Here is a 16,078-nt window from a genome sequence, read left to right as displayed (position 1 = left end):
AAAATGACTCGCTTAAATGTTTACCTATCCCCTACTCACTCCCGCCGAACAAGCCAGTTTGCCTACACTGGTTGCCGAGCCTAATCCCATCCAAGCCAAGTTTGAGGATAGCACGCACCAGCTGTTTTATTGCCAAACGACGGATGGCGAAATGGTGCTGAAAGTGTGCAATGAAGCGACCATTAGAAGCTCTCACTTCTGGCTAGGTGCAAACCATTTATTTGCAGCCAACTTCCCTGACAGCCTAGGCGATATCGATCTAACGCATCATTTTTTGCAGAAAAACGGTGCACTGACAGTGCCTGGTTTTGTCGCCGCCAATCCTCAACGATTTGTGCTTACCCGTTTTTTAGCGGGCAAGGACTTAGATGCTGAACTTATTGCTGATGATTGGGTAACACAGTTAGCCGAGCATATTGTAAAACTGCATCAATGCACTTACGCCAGCTGGGGCCAACTGCATGCGCCAAAGCGGCCTGCCATTGAATGGTCCGGCCGCTTGCACGAAACAATTACTTTTCTGGCCAAACAACAAGGCACGCCGATTGATAAAACGTTATTGGCTGAAGTACTAGCGAACGCAGAAAATATCCGCGAAACCGAATTCGTGCCGATGATGCTGGATTTACGTTGGGATCAATTCCGTTTAGGCTCCAATGATTTGGCTTTGATTGATCTGGATGCATTTTTCATCGCACCACGTGCGCTGGATCTAGTGCTGCTTGAATATGTATTAACACCCACGCAATTGGCTTTATTCAAACAGCACTATATTCAAACACACAACTGGCCCGAGCATGGAGCATACAAATCCTGCTATCAGTTGCTGTTGTTTTTGATGAATATATTAGGTGAGACTGATTTGGCAAAATGGATGCAGCAAATATAAACGCTGCATTCCGCTCACCATCATGTTGAGTTGTTTAAGCTTTTTGTTGCCGGTAAAGCTTCACCCAGCTGATAAAGCCGACAATCGCCAGAATCGTATTCAGCACAAATAAAGCCGCCGTAGCGTAATAGCCTGTTTGCACATACAAAAGCGTGGCAGCCCCATCGATCACCGCCCAATATAGCCAGTTTTCCAATACCTTCCTGGCGATCAGCCAGGTGTTCATGACAGAAAAGACCGTGGTATAGGCGTCTAATACCGGGCTTTGCGATTGTCCGGTTTTTTGCAAATAGGCACTGACCATCGCACTCACAGCAACCCCTACTGCAACAAATGTCATATGCCAAGGCCAAGGCCAACGGCTAATCTGCAATGTATCGGCTTGCTTGTCATGTTGATGCCAAGCCCAAAAACCGTAAAACGCCATCCCCATATAATAAAAATTCAAGAGCGCCTGCATGGGTAGCTGATCATTCCAAAACAGGATGGTATACACCAGCGTGCTAAAAAATGCGAACAACCAGCACCATTGAGACTCTTTGGCGGCTAACAGAATATAAGCGACACCCATCAAAGCTGCGGCGATTTCCCATAACGACATTTGCTGAAATGCTGACAGGATAGGCTGAAAATTATCTTGATTCATGGTCGATAAGCACGAAATAAGTGAAGGAAAAAATCTTATACATCGACAACATCGGCCCTGTCTGTACCAATAAACTTCATCACAAATACGCTGTGCGGCAGCGCATTAAACACCGCCTCCATTTCAGCATCCAGGCAATCCATCACGTCGCGATACTCGCCAAATACTTGGGTCGCCAGGCTATTGCGCTTGACGACCAGATTTTGATTGGCTTCGAGCTTATTGATGAACTCAAGAATGGGCTCTACATAGCCTTCGGTTAAAGGGTACAAACTAATATCGACTGAAATACGCATTTAGCGCTCCTTTCATCAGGCGAGCTCTTGCTCTGGCAACATTTTAGTAATCATAACTGACGGTAATTCCGGCTACGCGTGGTTGACCGTATTGAATATATTTTTCATTAACCGTGTAGTTATTCGCTGGGTTGTTAGGAAAGTAAAATCCTCGAGTAGCATACTCTTTGTCAAATAAATTCCGTACCCAACCGCTGACCTTCCAATGTTTGTCATGCTTATAATCGAGACTTGCATTCACAAGCGCATAAGCATTAGATTTGGCATTATGACTGTCTGAAAAATAAAACTCATCTTTACCTTCTACATTCGCGCGCAACGTCAAGTTTTCATTCGCATAGAACTCAGAACCCAAGTTAAATGTGTATCTGGGAGCGTTGGATACTTGGCGACCATCGAAACTCACTCCGTTTGCGATATGGTTTCTAAACTTGGCATCCAGTAGACCCAATGATCCCAGGATGCGCAATTTGTCAGTTGCAAACCAATCGAAACTCGCTTCCAAGCCTTGATGAGTCGCATTTGAAGCATTGTTAATATATTCTAGGAATGGGCCACTACCAAGAGCCTTGGAAGACTTGATCTGGGCATCATTTCGCTCTGTGCGAAACACAGATAATGTTGTAATCAACGTTTTGTTAAACCAACTGGATTTAATACCCGTCTCGAGACTGATGTTGTATTCCTGCTTGATATTGCGTTGCTCACTGTTCAGTCGGCCATCATTATTAACACCACCAGCTTTAAAGCCACGCGACAATGTTGTGTAAAGCAAATGGTCTTGATTGGCTTGATAGTTCAATCCAATTTTCCCACCGAATAGATTTTCAGCAACAGAAGTGTTATCGATATTCACTAGGTTATAGGCATCATCGTAACCTGTTGCATCAGATAAAGTGGCCTTGAAATGCTCAAGACGCAGACCATTAGTTAACGTTAATTTTTCAGTCAAATAAGTATCTAGTTGACCATATAGCGCAGTATTGTTGGTTTCATAATGGCCGCCGGAGTTGGGGTCAGCATAATAATTGGAATTGATTTGAAAGTTTTCTTTTTGGTTATAATGAAATAAACCGACTGTCCAATCTGTGGTCCCGCCAAAGATTCGACCTGGTTTATCAGAGAGCGCACGAACATCAAAAGAGTAGTTCTCACGTTTTCGGTTAAAACTCTCAAAATAATCCGGCGGTACAGCGGTCCAATCTGCATCGTAGCTGTATAGTACGTCTGAATGCAGGTAATTGACTTGTGATTGAATAATCACTGCATCAGACGCTTGCCAATTAGCTTTTAACGCTAGCGCATTCGTTTCTTGGTTATCAGAACCTGGCTGATTCGATCTTGTTTTGCCGCTATTATCCAATGTAAAAGCATCATAGCCATTGTGAATATTCAAATGTAGATAGGTCAAATCTACAGTTAAATTTTCTGTAGCAAGCCATTTTAACTTGCCACGTAAAGTCAGCTCGTTTTGGTCTTGAGTATCATTCCGGCCTAAATATGCATTTTTAACATACCCATCTGATTTGTGGTTGTAAACAGCAAGTCGTCCCAGCAAGGTATCATCTTTTATAGTGCCGCCAACAGCAAAACCAACATTTTGCGTATCATAGTTACCTGCGGCAGACTCAAAGTGCATCTTAAAGTCTTTGGTGGGCTCTTTACTACGCAAATTAATAGTGCCTGCTAAGCCATTGTTACCAAACTTGGTTCCCTGTGGACCACGTAAAATCTCTACCGAGTCAATATCAAACAGCGTTGCGGCACCGCCAATACGACTAAAGTCTATTCCATCGATAATGAGGCCAACTGAAGGATTTATTGGAGATGAATACTGACTGTCTTCACCCATGCCGCGTATTTGAAAAAACTGCCCCCGAGAAGCACCACTGGCAAAACTAACGTTAGGTGCCAAGTTAAGCACTTCTTCCAAGTGTTGCGCACCACGTGCTTCGATGGTGTCTTTGTCAATTTCAGTCAAACTGACAGCGGTTTTTTGTGCTGTTTTTGGTCGATAGTCAGCACTGACAACAACTTCAGAGAGCTCGACTGTTTTGTTTTCTTCTTCTGCGCCAAGCGCAGGCATGGCCAGTAACAGCCCGATGAGGGGTAATGGCTTTGTAATCGGTTTCAAGGTAATCCTTTCTATAAGAAACATAAAAAGGACAGGGTGAGAGTGACAATGACGTGAGTAGGTGTGTTGATGAAACAACAAACCAAAAACATTTGCGTTGTAGAGGCTCTGCCTGTCCCTACGCCAGCATTATCTGGGTCAGGTTCATTGGGTTTCTCACTTGCGCGAGATCTCAGGCGGTAGCCACCCCAAGGCGTTTTGATTTTTCAATCAGGGTGAGATTGTATTTTAATATCAACAACTTGGCTAGAGAGCGATGTTGAATGATGTTTGAATTTAAAGCACAATTTGCAAAGTTTAATGATTCCAGCTTTAAATCCCAGTGTTCTAAAAACAAAAAACCCTGCATTGCAGGGTTTTTTATTGAATACTGGCTACAACAAATCAATTAGAAATGTTTGTAGTGTTTTTTCAATTGTTTAACCACTTCCCACTGGGATTTCAGGCCTTTTGGAAACTCAACATAGTCACCAGCCTTGATCGTTACAGTGTCGCCACCTTGTGGAGTCACTTTGAATTCGCCTTCTAACACGTAGGCTTTTTCAGTTGCTGTGAAATCCAAAGGGAATTTTGAAGGTGCGCAATCCCATGTGTTCCAGCTTTTTACGCCCAGTTCTTTCAACTTCTCTTCTGATGGGTTATGGTCGATGATGATTTGAGTCATGACGATTCCTTAAATTGTGTAATTAAAACCTGCAAATAGAAATGCCGCAAAAACTGCGGCATGACGTGTTTGGCGGAAGAGGTGAGATTCGAACTCACGGAGGGCGTGAACCCTCGACAGTTTTCAAGACTGTAGCATTAAACCGCTCTGCCACTCTTCCGGAAAGACGGCATTATAACAAACAATCAGTCATCTGGAAGTGTTATTCCAGGAAAAAGTACATCATTAAAGCCAAATTTTGTCAGATCACGGATGCGCATGGGGTAAAGTATGCCAAATAAGTGGTCGCATTCATGCTGAACCACGCGCGCGTGAAAGCCGCTCACGGTGCGATCAATGACCTGCCCTTGCGGATCAAACCCACGGTAATGCAGTTGCTGGTAGCGTGGGACCAGACCGCGCATGCCGGGCACAGACAAGCAGCCTTCCCAGCCATCCTCTTCGGCCTGGTCAACCGGGGTTAATTCAGGGTTAATTAAAATCGTAAATGGCACTTCTTCAGCATCGGGGTAACGCGGATTGGCACCCACACCAAACATCACCACCTGCAAACTGACGCCAATTTGCGGCGCCGCAATGCCTGCACCATTCATATGCGTCATGGTGTCGTGCATATCCTGGATCAGCGTATGCAAGGCCGGCGTATCAAATGCAGTCACTTTATCTGCCACGCGATTCAGCAGTGGCTCGCCCATTCTAAGTACAGGTTTTACCGCCATTGGCGTTACTCCTCCGGGATGCCTGGGTGGACTTAGGCCACCGAACAATCGTTATCGGACAAATATTGTGCAATCACGGTGCGCACTTTATCCATGGTTTGCTGCAACAAAGGCATGACTTGCTCAAACTGGATAGATTGACGGCTATCGCCACGCCCAGCCGCAAAATTGGCCACCGGGCAGATGGCTGCATAAGCCACGCCTAGTTCACGGGCCAATGCCGCCTCCGGCATCCCCGTCATACCAACCACTGTTGCCCCATCGCGCTCATAACGGTCGATTTCTGCTGCAGTTTCCAGCCGAGGGCCCTGCACACAAGCGTAGACTCCGCCATCAACCAGGCGGTAGCCCACATCACTGGCGGCCTTAATGCAACGATCACGCATGGCCTGTGAATACGGCAAGGTAAAGTCGATATGGCGCACCGGAAGCTCAATGCCATCATGGTAGGTATTGCTGCGGCCATAGGTGTAATCCAGAATCTGGTTGGGCAGCACAATATCGCCGGGAATCAAGTGATCACCGATCCCACCGACGGTAGCCACGGCCAGCAAATCACAGACCCCGACAGAATGCAGCGCCCAGATATTCGCTCGGTAATTCACGGCATGCGGAGGAATCGTATGGCCGCCGCCATGACGTGCCAAAAACACTACTTCTTTGCCATTAATCTCACCAAATACCAATGGCTGGGAAGGCTCCCCGTACGGCGTACGCACAATCAGGCGTTTAGAAATATTCAAATTCGCCAGCTCAGTGAGTCCGGTGCCGCCAATAATTCCTAACATAAGTTCTCTTTATGACTCGTTAATATGCAAGGCATAAGCGTATCACGGATTTATGGCATACTTAAGCCATGCAAGCCTTTTCCAAGCCAGTCCAGCCGCCATCCGGGGCACAACCCAGTTTGTCGCTGGCACAGACCCATTACGAAAACTTCCCGGTTGCCTCTCTGCTGTTACCCGCGCATTTACGCCATGCCGTCACCGTCATTTACCAGTTTGCACGCGAGGCAGACGATATTGCCGACGAAGGTCACGCCAGCGAGGCCGAGCGCTTGCAGGCATTGCAAGTCTATGAAGACGAGTTACAGCTGATCCAGGCCTATATCCAGCCATCGCTGCCATTGTTTATGGCCTTGCAGCAAGTGGTCAGGGCACACAAACTGGATGTGCAGCTATTATTGGACCTGATTGATGCCTTTAAACAGGACGTGGTTAAAACCCGCTATGCCAATATTGACGAGGTGCTGGACTACTGCCGCCGCTCGGCCAACCCGGTCGGCCGCCTCATGCTACAACTCTATGGTAGCGACACGCCGCAACACCGTTTGTGGTCCGACCAGATATGCAGTGCCTTGCAACTGATTAATTTTTACCAGGACATTGCCATAGATCTGCAAAAGCACGGTCAAACCGGACGGGTTTATCTGTGCCAGGACGAAATGCAAGCTGCGGGCATCAGTGAGCAGGATTTGCGTCAACAACGCCTGGATGCCACCTGGGAAGTATTCTTTTTACACAACGTGATGCGTGCAGAAGACTTGCTACTGGCCGGGAAACCACTGGGTCGTGCCCTGCCTGGCCGTATCGGTTTTGAATTGCGCATGATGATTGCAGGTGGCGAACGTATCCTACATAAATTAAAATCCTGCCGTGGCGATATTTACCACCATCGACCGACCTTGAAAGCCTATGACTGGCTGCTGATTTTGCTGAAAGCCCTGTTTAAACAATGACACCGCAACAATATTGCCAACAAAAAACCCGTGAAAGTGGCTCCAGCTTCACGCTGAGTTTTATGTTTTTGCCTAAAGATAAACGCGATGCCATGACCGCGCTGTATGCGTTTTGCCGCGAAGTGGATGATGTGGTGGACGAGTGCACGGACTACCAGATCGCCCAGACCAAGCTGGCCTGGTGGAAGCAGGAAATTCACAGATTATTTCATGAAACTCCGCAACACCCTGTGACACAGGCCTTGCACCCGGTGGTCAAGACCTTTGGCTTGCAAGAAGCGCATTTCGTTGAAATCATCGACGGCATGCAAATGGACACACAATACAACCGCTATGCCGACTTTGAGCAACTGGCTTTGTATTGTTACCGCGTTGCCAGCGTGGTGGGACTGCTGTCGGCACAGATTTTTGGTTACAAAGACCAGGCAACGCTGGAATATGCACATGACCTGGGCATGGCATTTCAGCTCACCAATATCATTCGCGATGTTGGCGAAGACGCACGCCGCGGCCGCATTTATATTCCGCTCGATGAGCTGGAGCGTGCCGGGGTGACTGAGGAACAGTTACTGCACAGCCAAGCTTCGCCGCAGACACAAGCCTTGTTGCTGAAGCAAATCGAACGTGCTGAAATGTTTTATGACAAAGCGCTGAGCCAGCTCCCCAAGGCAGATACCAAACCACAATTGCCAGGCTTAATGATGGCGGCCATCTATCGCGCACTGCTGCAAGAAATCAAACCCGAGCCTAACCTGGTGCTGACACATAAAATTGCATTACCCCCTTTCAGAAAGCTCAAACTGGCGCTGGGCGCCTGGTTTAAATATCACCAGTCATGAACGCAACTGCGTCTGTAGGTAAGAAAGTAGCAGTCATCGGTGCCGGACTGGCGGGCGTATCTGCCGCACTCAGGCTACTGCAACATGGTCACCAGGTGTGCCTGTTTGAAGCTGCTCCGCAAGCAGGTGGCCGTGCGCGCGGCGTCCCACATCACACAACCCTATTAGATAATGGGCAACACCTGTGTATAGGTGCCTATCGTGCCACGCTCACATTGTTACAAGAAGCGCAGCTAGAGTCAGGGCAAGTGTTTATGCGCCTGCCACTGACCTTGCATATGCATCATGGTACACAGCGTATGTCATTGGTCACGCCCGCCTGGCTGCCTGCGCCGCTGCATTTATTATGGGGCTTACTCACTGCACAAGGGTTGGATTGGCATAGTAAATGGCGCGCGATCTGCTGGATGCAGCAGCTTAAACAACAGGCATTTACACTGGCGCAAGACATCCCTGTTGCTGAATTACTCAGACAAGGTCAGCAAACGCCATTCGCCATTCGCACATTGTGGGAGCCGCTGTGCCTGGCGGCGCTCAATACACCAATCATCTTTGCCAGCGCACAAATCTTTCTGAATGTGCTACGCGATAGCTTTCAACACCGCCGCCAGGACAGTGATTTTCTGGTGGTGAAAACAGACTTATCCAGTGCCTTGATACAGCCGTTATTACAGCGTATTCAAGAATCTGGGGGTGAGGTCAGGTTGCGCTGCCCGGTGACAGCGATCAAAGCCACAGATGCCGGTTGTGAAATATCTACCACGACAGATGTAGCCATATTTGACGATGTCATTATTGCCGCAGGCCCGCATCAACTTAAAACCATGACCGGTGTGGCCATCCCGGCATTCGACTATCAACCAATCACCACGGTTTACCTGCAATACAGTACGGAGACGCGCTTACCACACTCCATCATGGGCTTATGTCACGGCCTGGCACAATGGGTATTTGACCGCGGACAATGTTGCGACCAGGCTGGCCTACTTGCCGTGGTCATCAGCGCGCATCCGCCGCTGATCGCTGATAAAACCGCCCTGGTGGCGCAATGTATCGCCGAAATCAATCTGGCTTTATCCACCTACCATTGCTCGCTGCCAGCACAACCACTGTGGTCGCAAATCATCACCGAAAAGCGCGCCACCTTCAGTTGCACACCATCGCTTCAACGACCTGCCACGCACACCGCCGACCCGCATATTTTCCTGGCGGGAGACTATGTCGCCGGGCCCTACCCCGCGACCATTGAGGGTGCGGTCAGCAGCGGCTTTGCCGCGGCGCAGGCCATCATAGACAGCGCAGACTTAACCCGCTGAGTCTTTACACACAACCGCCAGGTGATTGTTGGCTGGCCGGTAAATACCATCGCCGCTATCAGGGAAAGTCTCTTTAAAAGACAACTGCTTGTCTACTTCATATCCTTGCGAACACAGTTCACCAGCTTTGGACTGGCACTGCTCCCATGTTGTATTAAACTCGCTGCACGTCAATGTATAGCCCATCTTGCCTTGTTGCGTCGTATATTGATGCGGCGTCACGCTGGCACAAGCCGACATCATCAGCGGTAAAAGAAAAATGATTTTTTTCATTATTGTTGCTCCTGATGTATTTTTTATTGAATGTCATCTTATTGTCACACCCATGTGATAAGTAACACCCATTTGGGGCAAGTGCTTGTTGCGAATAGTTGCATGAAGTTTTTGTGACTAAATGCCATCGTCGTGGCCGACGCCGCCCCTTCTGTATCGAAGTCGCTACAAATTGCTACAAAAGCCAACCGGTTTGTAACTGACAATGCCGCAGCGGTTTTTTATACTGCATCCATCGTCAATCGCAGAAAGGCAAGCCCATGAAATACGCAACTGTGATGACCACGGGACTGTTGGTGAACATCTCTATCTTTGCATCAGACATGTCGTCCACGGAACCCTATGCCAACCTGATGCAAAATAAACAACGCATCATTAAAAAACTGAGCAAGCAAGCAGAATGCGTGAGACTCGCCAACGACGAACAGCAACTGAAAGCTTGCCAAGACCCGCTGACACACATGGAGATCAATAAGATTAACCAGGAAAAAACGGCCAGAAATGATCAGAAACTGAAGACTGACAATCCGAAACAAACCGAGTTTTTTTAATACGCTGCCTAAATACAGGCGCACAACCGCTTCCCTGTGGCTGTCCTCCCTCTTCTGGGCAGCCTCACTCTCTGGCAACGATTGCATTCCCGGCAGTCGTTGCCATTTTTTTATGCGCGCAGCACGTCTATGGCTTGTTCCAACCGATCCACGGCATCAATGTGCAACCCGGCAACACCGCCCTTAGGCGCATTGGCTTTGGGGATAATCGCATGTGTGAAGCCCAGTTTGGCCGCTTCTTTCAAGCGCTCCTGACCGCGCTGTACTGGCCGCACTTCTCCAGCCAAACCAACCTCACCAAATACAATCAGCTTATTGGCTAGTGGTTTGTTTTTCAATGACGACACAATAGCCAGCAACACGGCCAAATCAACCGCAGGCTCACTGATTTTGACGCCGCCGACAGCGTTGATAAACACATCCTGATCAAAGCAGGCCACGCCTGCATGGCGGTGCAACACTGCCAGCAACATGGCCAGCCGGTTTTGCTCCAGACCAACACACAAGCGCTTGGGATTAGGGGCATGTGCGGTATCCACCAGCGCCTGAATTTCAACCAGCAAAGGCCGCGTGCCCTCCTGGGTGACAGTGATGCAGGAACCAGGCACCGGCGACTCGTGATGCGATAAAAACAAGGCCGAAGGGTTGCTGACTTCACGCAAGCCTTTTTCAGTCATGGCAAACACGCCCAACTCATTGACCGCACCGAAACGGTTTTTAAAGGCTCGGATCAAGCGGAAACTCGAATTCTGGTCACCTTCGAAATAGAGCACGCTATCGACAATATGTTCCAGCACGCGCGGCCCAGCTAGAGAACCCTCTTTGGTCACATGCCCGACCAATATCATGCTGATGCCCAATTGCTTGGCAATGCGCGTCAGTTGCGCACTGCATTCACGTACCTGCGCCACCGAACCAGGCGCCGATTGCAACGCCTCTGAATACACGGTTTGAATCGAATCGATCACCACCACATCTGGTTTATGCTGTTGCAGCACCTGGCTGATTTTTTCCAGGTTGATCTCGGCCAGCACATCTACCTGGCTGGCATCCAGCCCCAGGCGTTGTGCACGCATGGCAATCTGCTGCGCAGACTCTTCACCACTGATATAAAAAGATTTCAGGCTCTGCGAGACCTTGCACACGGTTTGCAGTAAGAGCGTAGATTTACCGATTCCAGGGTCACCACCAATCAGTACCACGCCACCTGCGACCAAGCCGCCGCCCAATACGCGGTCAAATTCGGCAATACCGGTTGCCTGCCGCGACACATCCTGCGCCTCGACATCGGCCAGTTTTTGCAGTTGCGCTGTCGGCGCCAGACTGGCAAAACGGCTTTGCGTCGCCGTTTCGGGCACTGTTTCTAGCAGTGTATTCCAGGCATTGCAGCTCGGGCACTGCCCTTGCCATTTAGGCTCAGACGCACCGCATTCAGTGCAGGTATATTGTGTTTTTGCTTTAGCCATGAATTTTAAAAGGCACCCTGGCCGTGACTGCACATAACAATTCGTAGCCTATGGTACCGGCAGCCAGCGCCACCGCGTCCACCGGCACCTGTTCACCCCACAGCTCCACTGTACTGCCAATAGCAGCTTGTGGAATATCGGTAATATCGGCTGCCAGCATATCCATGGAGACCCGCCCTAATGTGCGGGTTAAATGGCCAGCGACGGCAATGGGCGTGCCCGTAGGCGCATGCCGTGGATAACCATCCGCATAGCCGCAAGCTACGATCCCTACGCGTGTGGGTTTGTCTGCGGCAAACAGGCTGCCATAACCTACGCTCTCACCGGCGGCAATTTCCTGCACCGCAATCAAGCCAGACTGCAAGGTCATCACCGGTTTTAGCCCCAAACTGCTGGCAGATTTTTCAGCCACTGGCGTGGCGCCATACAGCATAATGCCCGGGCGTACCCAGTCTGCATGTGTGTGTGACTGCTGCACAATAGCAGCAGAATTGGCCAGCGAGCGTGCATAGGAGGCTGGCATCACCTGCGCCACGACTTGCATGGCAGCATCGGTACCATCAGCCACATCTGCGTTGGCGAAATGGGTCATCAATATCAGTTCACGCACATTCGCTGAACTGGCCAATTGCTGCAAGGCATGCGCATATGCCTGCGGCTGAAAACCCAGCCGATGCATACCGCTATCCAGCTTGAGGTAAATTCGCAGCGGAATATTAGGCGCACTTTCCAGCACCCACGCCAACTGGGCGTGATGAGAGACCACCGTATCCAACTGATAGCGATCCACCAGTGTCATCTCTTCCGCCGAAAACACTCCTTCCAGCAACAGAATCGGGTGCTGGTAACCGGCGTCGCGCAACGTAATCGCCTCACTGATATTGAGTACGGCAAAAGCATCAGTTTCTTTTAATCCGCGCGCAGCATTGAGCAGGCCGTGGCCATAGGCATTGGCTTTGACGACGGAAATCACTTTGGATTGCGGCGCATAGCGCCTGACTTGCGCGAGGTTATGCGCTAGCGCAGCTTCTGAAATATGGGCAACAATAGGACGCATATGTAATGCCAGCCAGATTAATACTCGTCAGGCATATACGCGGCGTTGGCGTAATCCATAAAGCGTGTATGCGCACCCATAAAGGTCAGGCGCACGCGGCCAATCGGGCCGTTACGCTGCTTGGCAATAATGATCTCGGCAGTGCCTTTTTCCGCGCTGTCCGGGTTGTAGTATTCGTCACGGTACACGAACATAATCAAGTCAGCATCCTGCTCAATCGCGCCAGATTCGCGCAAGTCACTCATCACCGGGCGTTTGTCCGGACGCTGATCCACACTGCGGTTTAACTGCGAAATCGCAATCAAAGGCACATTTAATTCTTTAGCCAAGGCTTTGAGAGAACGTGAAATTTCAGAAATCTCGGTCGCCCGGTTTTCACCCTGGCGCCCGGCCGGTGAACTCATCAATTGTAAATAGTCGATCACAATCAGGCCCAACTCACCCGTCTGCCTATGCAAACGACGCGCACGCGCACGCACGTCAAAGCTACTTAAACCTGCGCCTTCATCAATATAAATCGGCGCTTCGTTCAGTTTACCTAGCGCGGTGGTGAGTTTTTCCCAGTCCTCGTCTTCGAGGTTACCGTTACGCATCTTATGCTGGTCCAGGCGGCCAATCGAGCCAATCATACGCGTGGTCAACTGTGTCGCGCCCATCTCCATCGAGAAAATGGCCACTGCTTTGTTGGTCTCCAGGGCCACGTTTTCAGCGATGTTAATCGCAAACGCCGTTTTACCCATGGACGGACGCCCGGCAATAATCACCATATCGCCACCTTGCAAACCAGAGGTCATTGAGTCGAGGTCGGTAAAGCCGGTTGGGATGCCCGTCACATCAGAATGGTTTTCACGCGAATACAAGTAGTCAATGCGGTCAGCCACTTGCGGCAATAACACTTGCATGCCCAAAAAGCCCTGACTCTTGCGGTTACCGCCTTCGGCAATCTGGAAAATCTTGGCTTCGGCTTCGTCGAGCAATTGCTGTGCATTGCGGCCGTTCGGCAGGTAAGCGCTTTCGGCAATATCGGTGCCGACAGTGACCAGTTGGCGCATCACAAAACGCTCATGCACAATCTCAGCATAGCGGCGGATATTGGCCGCCGTCGGTGTGTTCTGTGCCAGTGCGCCCAGATAAGCCACGCCACCTACCGTTGTCAGCTCATTGCTGTTTTCCAGCGACTCAGCCACTGTCACAATATCAGCAGGCTGGTTGCGCTCAATCAGACGCGCAATATGCTCATAAATCAGCTTGTGGTCGTGCTGGTAAAAATCTTGCGGCGCGAGGATATCGGCGATTTTGTCCAGTGCTTCGTTGTCGAGCAACAGCCCACCGAGGACCGATTGCTCAGCTTCAATGGAATGTGGAGGGAGTTTTAAGAATTCGAGTTGTTCATCAGCCATCTGGCGATTATACCGAAAAGCAGTCACGCATTTTGGGGTTTTGGCAGGGATGAAAGATTAAAAGTATTTTAGCTATGGAGGACTCAGAGAAAAACAAAAAGGCTACCGAAGTAGCCTTTTTTATACTACATACAGAGGCTTGATTAAGCTTCTGGTGTCACTGTTACAGTGATGTCTACAACCACGTCGTGGTGCAGTGCAACGCTCACCGCGAAGTCACCGATGTTCTTCAGTGGGCCGTTTGGCAGGCGCACATCCGCTTTCTTCACTTCGTGACCTTGTGCTTGCAAGCCTTCAGCGATGTCCATGTTAGTCACGGAACCGAACAGACGACCATCCACACCTGCTTTTTGAGCCACTGTCAGGCTGAAACCAGCCAGTTTTTCGCCGCGTGCTTGTGCAACGGCCAACAAGTCAGCTTGTTGTTTTTCCAACTCAGCGCGCTGTGCTGCAAAAACAGCTTTGTTTGCTTCTGTTGCACGTTTAGCTTTACCTTGTGGAATCAGGAAGTTACGGCCGTAACCGTCTTTCACTTTAACCACGTCGCCCAGTGAGCCCAGGTTTGCTACTTTTTCCAATAAAATTACTTGCATGTTGTTCTCCTAAGCCGCCAATTAACCTGGGTGTTTGTCTGTGTAAGGCATCAGTGCCAGGAAACGCGCGCGTTTAACCGCGGTTGTCAGTTGACGTTGGTATTTAGCCTTGGTACCAGTCATACGGGCTGGGATGATTTTGAAGTTTTCAGAAACGAAATCTTTCAACAGATCTACGTCTTTGTAGTCAACTTCTTTGATGCCTTCTGCGCTAAAACGGCAGTAACGGCGACGTTTGTACATATCTCTTGCCATTTGAAACTCCTTAAATTCTTTAATACTGTATTCGCTGTAATTCTTGTATATGCAGTACCACTTGTGTGCTTTTTGCACTGCGCTGCGCCAAAAACCCCTTCACTTTGATGTGATCGCCGCTTTGCAATGGCAGACTGGCTTTTTCACCAATCAACACTGCGGGTAACTGACACTGCACTTTGCGATTCATCCCAGCTTCTTGCTGTTCTGAATCATGCTGCAATTGCAATCGCAACAAGGGCAAGCCTGCCGGTGTGTAACGCAACGCTTCAACAGAGTGAATCGTTGCCGCAATCACCAGCGTATTCACAACACGACTTAAGCAGTTGCCTCAGTGGTAGCAGCAGGTGCGTCACCAACGATGGTTTTGGATTTTTCCTCTTTCATCATTGGGCTTGGTGCTGTCACTGCTGTTTTCGTCGCGATTGTCAGGTGACGTAATACAGCATCGTTAAATTTGAAGCCGTGTTCCATTTCTTCCAGCACTTCTTGGCTGCACTCGATGTTCATCAACACGTAGTGTGCTTTGTGTACTTTTTGAATTGGATAGGCAAGTTGACGACGGCCCCAGTCTTCCAGACGGTGAATGTTGCCGCCATTGCCAGTGATTTGAGCGCGGTAACGCTCGATCATTGCTGGCACTTGTTCACTCTGGTCAGGGTGAACAATAAACACGATTTCATAGTGTCGCATGAGATTTCCTTGTGGTTATTAGCCACCTTCAGAACCAATCACGCACATGCCATGTGGCATACAGTGGTTGCAAACAAAGTGTGGCAAGGTTGCAAAGCACGCGATTATAAACCGGATTTCATGCTACAACAAGGACTTATTACTTTTTTGGCGGATTCTCCAGGCTTTTGTCTTCCTTGGGTAGAAAATAAGGATCAGACACATAACCCGGTCCTTTCATGATAATGATCACAATCAGCCCTATCATCATGGCACCAATAAAAAACCAGAAGGTAAACAGCAACCCCAGGAACATGGCCGTGCGCTCGATATCACGCGTCAACAAATCGCCGTTCTGCCACCAGGCATACGCTAGCGGCGCCACAAACACCAGCGTACCCAACAACCACCATTTGGGCAGTTTTTTCAGCAACTGCCATTCTTTATGACTGGGATAACGCACGCCATTCGGCAACTTATTTAGTCTACTCATCGCTGTCCACTCATACCTGCTGATGCATTACGATTCTTTACTTCTTATTTTAACGCAAGTATCCCTTTGTTTTGAAA

20 protein-coding genes, 1 tRNA gene and 1 riboswitch are annotated in these 16,078 nt (G+C 49.3%); of the genes, 5 read left to right on the top strand and 16 right to left on the bottom strand.

Going from position 1 to position 16,078, the window contains the following annotated elements:
• The first annotated feature begins 16 nt into the window (after window positions 1-16).
• The gene (locus tag ACIDE9_RS02095) at window positions 17-889 is read left to right on the top strand and encodes a phosphotransferase (protein ID WP_411992315.1); all 873 of its coding nucleotides are present in this window, start codon (window positions 17-19) and stop codon (window positions 887-889) included.
• 34 nt (window positions 890-923) lie between these two features.
• Here the strand turns inward: ACIDE9_RS02095 and pnuC are convergent, their stop codons facing one another.
• The 7 genes from pnuC to ACIDE9_RS02060 form a co-directional block, all read right to left on the bottom strand.
• Complete coding sequence (gene pnuC / locus ACIDE9_RS02090) at window positions 924-1,535, bottom strand: nicotinamide riboside transporter PnuC (RefSeq protein WP_411992313.1); 612 nt, start codon at window positions 1,533-1,535, stop codon at window positions 924-926.
• 35 nt (window positions 1,536-1,570) lie between these two features.
• Window positions 1,571-1,831, bottom strand: a complete 261-nt coding sequence (locus tag ACIDE9_RS02085; protein ID WP_411992311.1) for a YkoF family thiamine/hydroxymethylpyrimidine-binding protein — start codon at window positions 1,829-1,831, stop codon at window positions 1,571-1,573.
• Between the two features lie 43 nt (window positions 1,832-1,874).
• The gene (locus ACIDE9_RS02080) at window positions 1,875-3,965 is read right to left on the bottom strand and encodes a TonB-dependent receptor (RefSeq protein WP_411992309.1); all 2,091 of its coding nucleotides are present in this window, start codon (window positions 3,963-3,965) and stop codon (window positions 1,875-1,877) included.
• A gap of 97 nt (window positions 3,966-4,062) precedes the next feature.
• A riboswitch (TPP riboswitch) is annotated at window positions 4,063-4,166 on the bottom strand.
• Window positions 4,167-4,353: 187 nt separating this feature from the next.
• The gene (locus ACIDE9_RS02075; protein WP_019881932.1) at window positions 4,354-4,629 is read right to left on the bottom strand and encodes a cupin domain-containing protein; all 276 of its coding nucleotides are present in this window, start codon (window positions 4,627-4,629) and stop codon (window positions 4,354-4,356) included.
• Between the two features lie 70 nt (window positions 4,630-4,699).
• Window positions 4,700-4,789, bottom strand: a tRNA-Ser gene (locus tag ACIDE9_RS02070).
• Between the two features lie 25 nt (window positions 4,790-4,814).
• Window positions 4,815-5,348 (bottom strand): peptide deformylase, encoded by a 534-nt coding sequence (gene def / locus ACIDE9_RS02065; RefSeq protein ID WP_411992307.1) that lies wholly within the window; start codon window positions 5,346-5,348, stop codon window positions 4,815-4,817.
• A 32-nt stretch (window positions 5,349-5,380) separates the two neighbouring features.
• The gene (locus tag ACIDE9_RS02060; protein WP_194740940.1) at window positions 5,381-6,136 is read right to left on the bottom strand and encodes an S-methyl-5'-thioinosine phosphorylase; all 756 of its coding nucleotides are present in this window, start codon (window positions 6,134-6,136) and stop codon (window positions 5,381-5,383) included.
• Window positions 6,137-6,204: 68 nt separating this feature from the next.
• On the opposite strand from ACIDE9_RS02060, the gene hpnC reads away from it, so the two are divergent.
• From hpnC to hpnE, 3 genes are read left to right on the top strand one after another with little or no spacing between them, the layout of a single operon-like run.
• Entirely contained in the window at window positions 6,205-7,086 is an 882-nt protein-coding gene (gene hpnC, locus ACIDE9_RS02055; RefSeq protein ID WP_411992305.1) for a squalene synthase HpnC, read from the top strand.
• A complete protein-coding gene (gene hpnD, locus ACIDE9_RS02050; protein ID WP_411992303.1) occupies window positions 7,083-7,925 on the top strand; it encodes a presqualene diphosphate synthase HpnD in 843 nt (280 codons plus the stop codon). The genes hpnC and hpnD overlap by 4 nt, the downstream gene beginning before the upstream one ends.
• Window positions 7,922-9,241 (top strand): hydroxysqualene dehydroxylase HpnE, encoded by a 1,320-nt coding sequence (gene hpnE, locus ACIDE9_RS02045; RefSeq protein WP_411992301.1) that lies wholly within the window; start codon window positions 7,922-7,924, stop codon window positions 9,239-9,241. Before hpnD ends, hpnE begins: the two co-directional genes overlap by 4 nt.
• Here hpnE and ACIDE9_RS02040 read toward each other — a convergent pair.
• The gene (locus ACIDE9_RS02040) at window positions 9,230-9,514 is read right to left on the bottom strand and encodes a hypothetical protein (RefSeq protein WP_194753260.1); all 285 of its coding nucleotides are present in this window, start codon (window positions 9,512-9,514) and stop codon (window positions 9,230-9,232) included. The two genes, hpnE and ACIDE9_RS02040, sit on opposite strands and share 12 nt — an antisense overlap.
• Window positions 9,515-9,774: 260 nt before the next feature.
• Between ACIDE9_RS02040 and ACIDE9_RS02035 the strand changes: the two genes are divergently transcribed.
• Window positions 9,775-10,065 carry a hypothetical protein gene (locus ACIDE9_RS02035; protein ID WP_411992299.1) on the top strand — a complete coding sequence of 97 codons (291 nt, stop codon included), beginning with the start codon at window positions 9,775-9,777 and terminating at the stop codon, window positions 10,063-10,065.
• A gap of 110 nt (window positions 10,066-10,175) precedes the next feature.
• On the opposite strand, the gene radA is transcribed toward ACIDE9_RS02035, so the two are convergent.
• From radA to ACIDE9_RS01995, 8 genes are all read right to left on the bottom strand, one after another.
• Window positions 10,176-11,531 (bottom strand): DNA repair protein RadA, encoded by a 1,356-nt coding sequence (gene radA, locus ACIDE9_RS02030; RefSeq protein ID WP_411992297.1) that lies wholly within the window; start codon window positions 11,529-11,531, stop codon window positions 10,176-10,178.
• Entirely contained in the window at window positions 11,524-12,588 is a 1,065-nt protein-coding gene (alr, locus tag ACIDE9_RS02025) for an alanine racemase (protein WP_411992295.1), read from the bottom strand. The genes radA and alr overlap by 8 nt, the downstream gene beginning before the upstream one ends.
• Window positions 12,589-12,605: 17 nt before the next feature.
• A complete protein-coding gene (gene dnaB / locus ACIDE9_RS02020; RefSeq protein WP_194753256.1) occupies window positions 12,606-13,988 on the bottom strand; it encodes a replicative DNA helicase in 1,383 nt (460 codons plus the stop codon).
• A gap of 143 nt (window positions 13,989-14,131) precedes the next feature.
• On the bottom strand, window positions 14,132-14,581 hold the full coding sequence (gene rplI / locus ACIDE9_RS02015) for a 50S ribosomal protein L9 (RefSeq protein WP_194753255.1): 450 nt from the start codon (window positions 14,579-14,581) through the stop codon (window positions 14,132-14,134).
• A gap of 21 nt (window positions 14,582-14,602) precedes the next feature.
• Entirely contained in the window at window positions 14,603-14,836 is a 234-nt protein-coding gene (gene rpsR, locus ACIDE9_RS02010) for a 30S ribosomal protein S18 (protein ID WP_024929836.1), read from the bottom strand.
• Between the two features lie 19 nt (window positions 14,837-14,855).
• A complete protein-coding gene (priB, locus tag ACIDE9_RS02005) occupies window positions 14,856-15,146 on the bottom strand; it encodes a primosomal replication protein N (RefSeq protein ID WP_411992293.1) in 291 nt (96 codons plus the stop codon).
• 8 nt (window positions 15,147-15,154) lie between these two features.
• Window positions 15,155-15,529 carry a 30S ribosomal protein S6 gene (gene rpsF / locus ACIDE9_RS02000; protein ID WP_194753253.1) on the bottom strand — a complete coding sequence of 125 codons (375 nt, stop codon included), beginning with the start codon at window positions 15,527-15,529 and terminating at the stop codon, window positions 15,155-15,157.
• 139 nt (window positions 15,530-15,668) lie between these two features.
• Window positions 15,669-16,001 carry a hypothetical protein gene (locus ACIDE9_RS01995; RefSeq protein WP_194753252.1) on the bottom strand — a complete coding sequence of 111 codons (333 nt, stop codon included), beginning with the start codon at window positions 15,999-16,001 and terminating at the stop codon, window positions 15,669-15,671.
• Window positions 16,002-16,078: the final 77 nt, after the last annotated feature.

It is taken from the genome of Methylophilus sp. 'Pure River', from assembly GCF_046765995.1.
Taxonomy (GTDB): domain Bacteria; phylum Pseudomonadota; class Gammaproteobacteria; order Burkholderiales; family Methylophilaceae; genus Methylophilus.
Note: the sequence above shows the minus strand (reverse complement) of the source record. Positions and strands in the feature narration are given on the sequence as shown.

What these genes read in the sequence shown, in the direction of transcription:
- hpnD (WP_411992303.1), top strand. Translation starts at nt 7,083, where the DNA reads ATGACACCGCAACAATATTGCCAACAAAAAACCCGTGAAAGTGGCTCC.
- ACIDE9_RS02060 (WP_194740940.1), bottom strand. Translation starts at nt 6,136, where the DNA reads ATGTTAGGAATTATTGGCGGCACCGGACTCACTGAGCTGGCGAATTTG.
- hpnC (WP_411992305.1), top strand. Translation starts at nt 6,205, where the DNA reads ATGCAAGCCTTTTCCAAGCCAGTCCAGCCGCCATCCGGGGCACAACCC.
- ACIDE9_RS02035 (WP_411992299.1), top strand. Translation starts at nt 9,775, where the DNA reads ATGAAATACGCAACTGTGATGACCACGGGACTGTTGGTGAACATCTCT.
- hpnE (WP_411992301.1), top strand. Translation starts at nt 7,922, where the DNA reads ATGAACGCAACTGCGTCTGTAGGTAAGAAAGTAGCAGTCATCGGTGCC.
- ACIDE9_RS02095 (WP_411992315.1), top strand. Translation starts at nt 17, where the DNA reads ATGTTTACCTATCCCCTACTCACTCCCGCCGAACAAGCCAGTTTGCCT.
- rpsF (WP_194753253.1), bottom strand. Translation starts at nt 15,529, where the DNA reads ATGCGACACTATGAAATCGTGTTTATTGTTCACCCTGACCAGAGTGAA.
- def (WP_411992307.1), bottom strand. Translation starts at nt 5,348, where the DNA reads ATGGCGGTAAAACCTGTACTTAGAATGGGCGAGCCACTGCTGAATCGC.
- dnaB (WP_194753256.1), bottom strand. Translation starts at nt 13,988, where the DNA reads ATGGCTGATGAACAACTCGAATTCTTAAAACTCCCTCCACATTCCATT.
- ACIDE9_RS01995 (WP_194753252.1), bottom strand. Translation starts at nt 16,001, where the DNA reads ATGAGTAGACTAAATAAGTTGCCGAATGGCGTGCGTTATCCCAGTCAT.
- alr (WP_411992295.1), bottom strand. Translation starts at nt 12,588, where the DNA reads ATGCGTCCTATTGTTGCCCATATTTCAGAAGCTGCGCTAGCGCATAAC.
- radA (WP_411992297.1), bottom strand. Translation starts at nt 11,531, where the DNA reads ATGGCTAAAGCAAAAACACAATATACCTGCACTGAATGCGGTGCGTCT.
- ACIDE9_RS02075 (WP_019881932.1), bottom strand. Translation starts at nt 4,629, where the DNA reads ATGACTCAAATCATCATCGACCATAACCCATCAGAAGAGAAGTTGAAA.
- ACIDE9_RS02040 (WP_194753260.1), bottom strand. Translation starts at nt 9,514, where the DNA reads ATGAAAAAAATCATTTTTCTTTTACCGCTGATGATGTCGGCTTGTGCC.
- ACIDE9_RS02085 (WP_411992311.1), bottom strand. Translation starts at nt 1,831, where the DNA reads ATGCGTATTTCAGTCGATATTAGTTTGTACCCTTTAACCGAAGGCTAT.
- pnuC (WP_411992313.1), bottom strand. Translation starts at nt 1,535, where the DNA reads ATGAATCAAGATAATTTTCAGCCTATCCTGTCAGCATTTCAGCAAATG.
- rplI (WP_194753255.1), bottom strand. Translation starts at nt 14,581, where the DNA reads ATGCAAGTAATTTTATTGGAAAAAGTAGCAAACCTGGGCTCACTGGGC.
- rpsR (WP_024929836.1), bottom strand. Translation starts at nt 14,836, where the DNA reads ATGGCAAGAGATATGTACAAACGTCGCCGTTACTGCCGTTTTAGCGCA.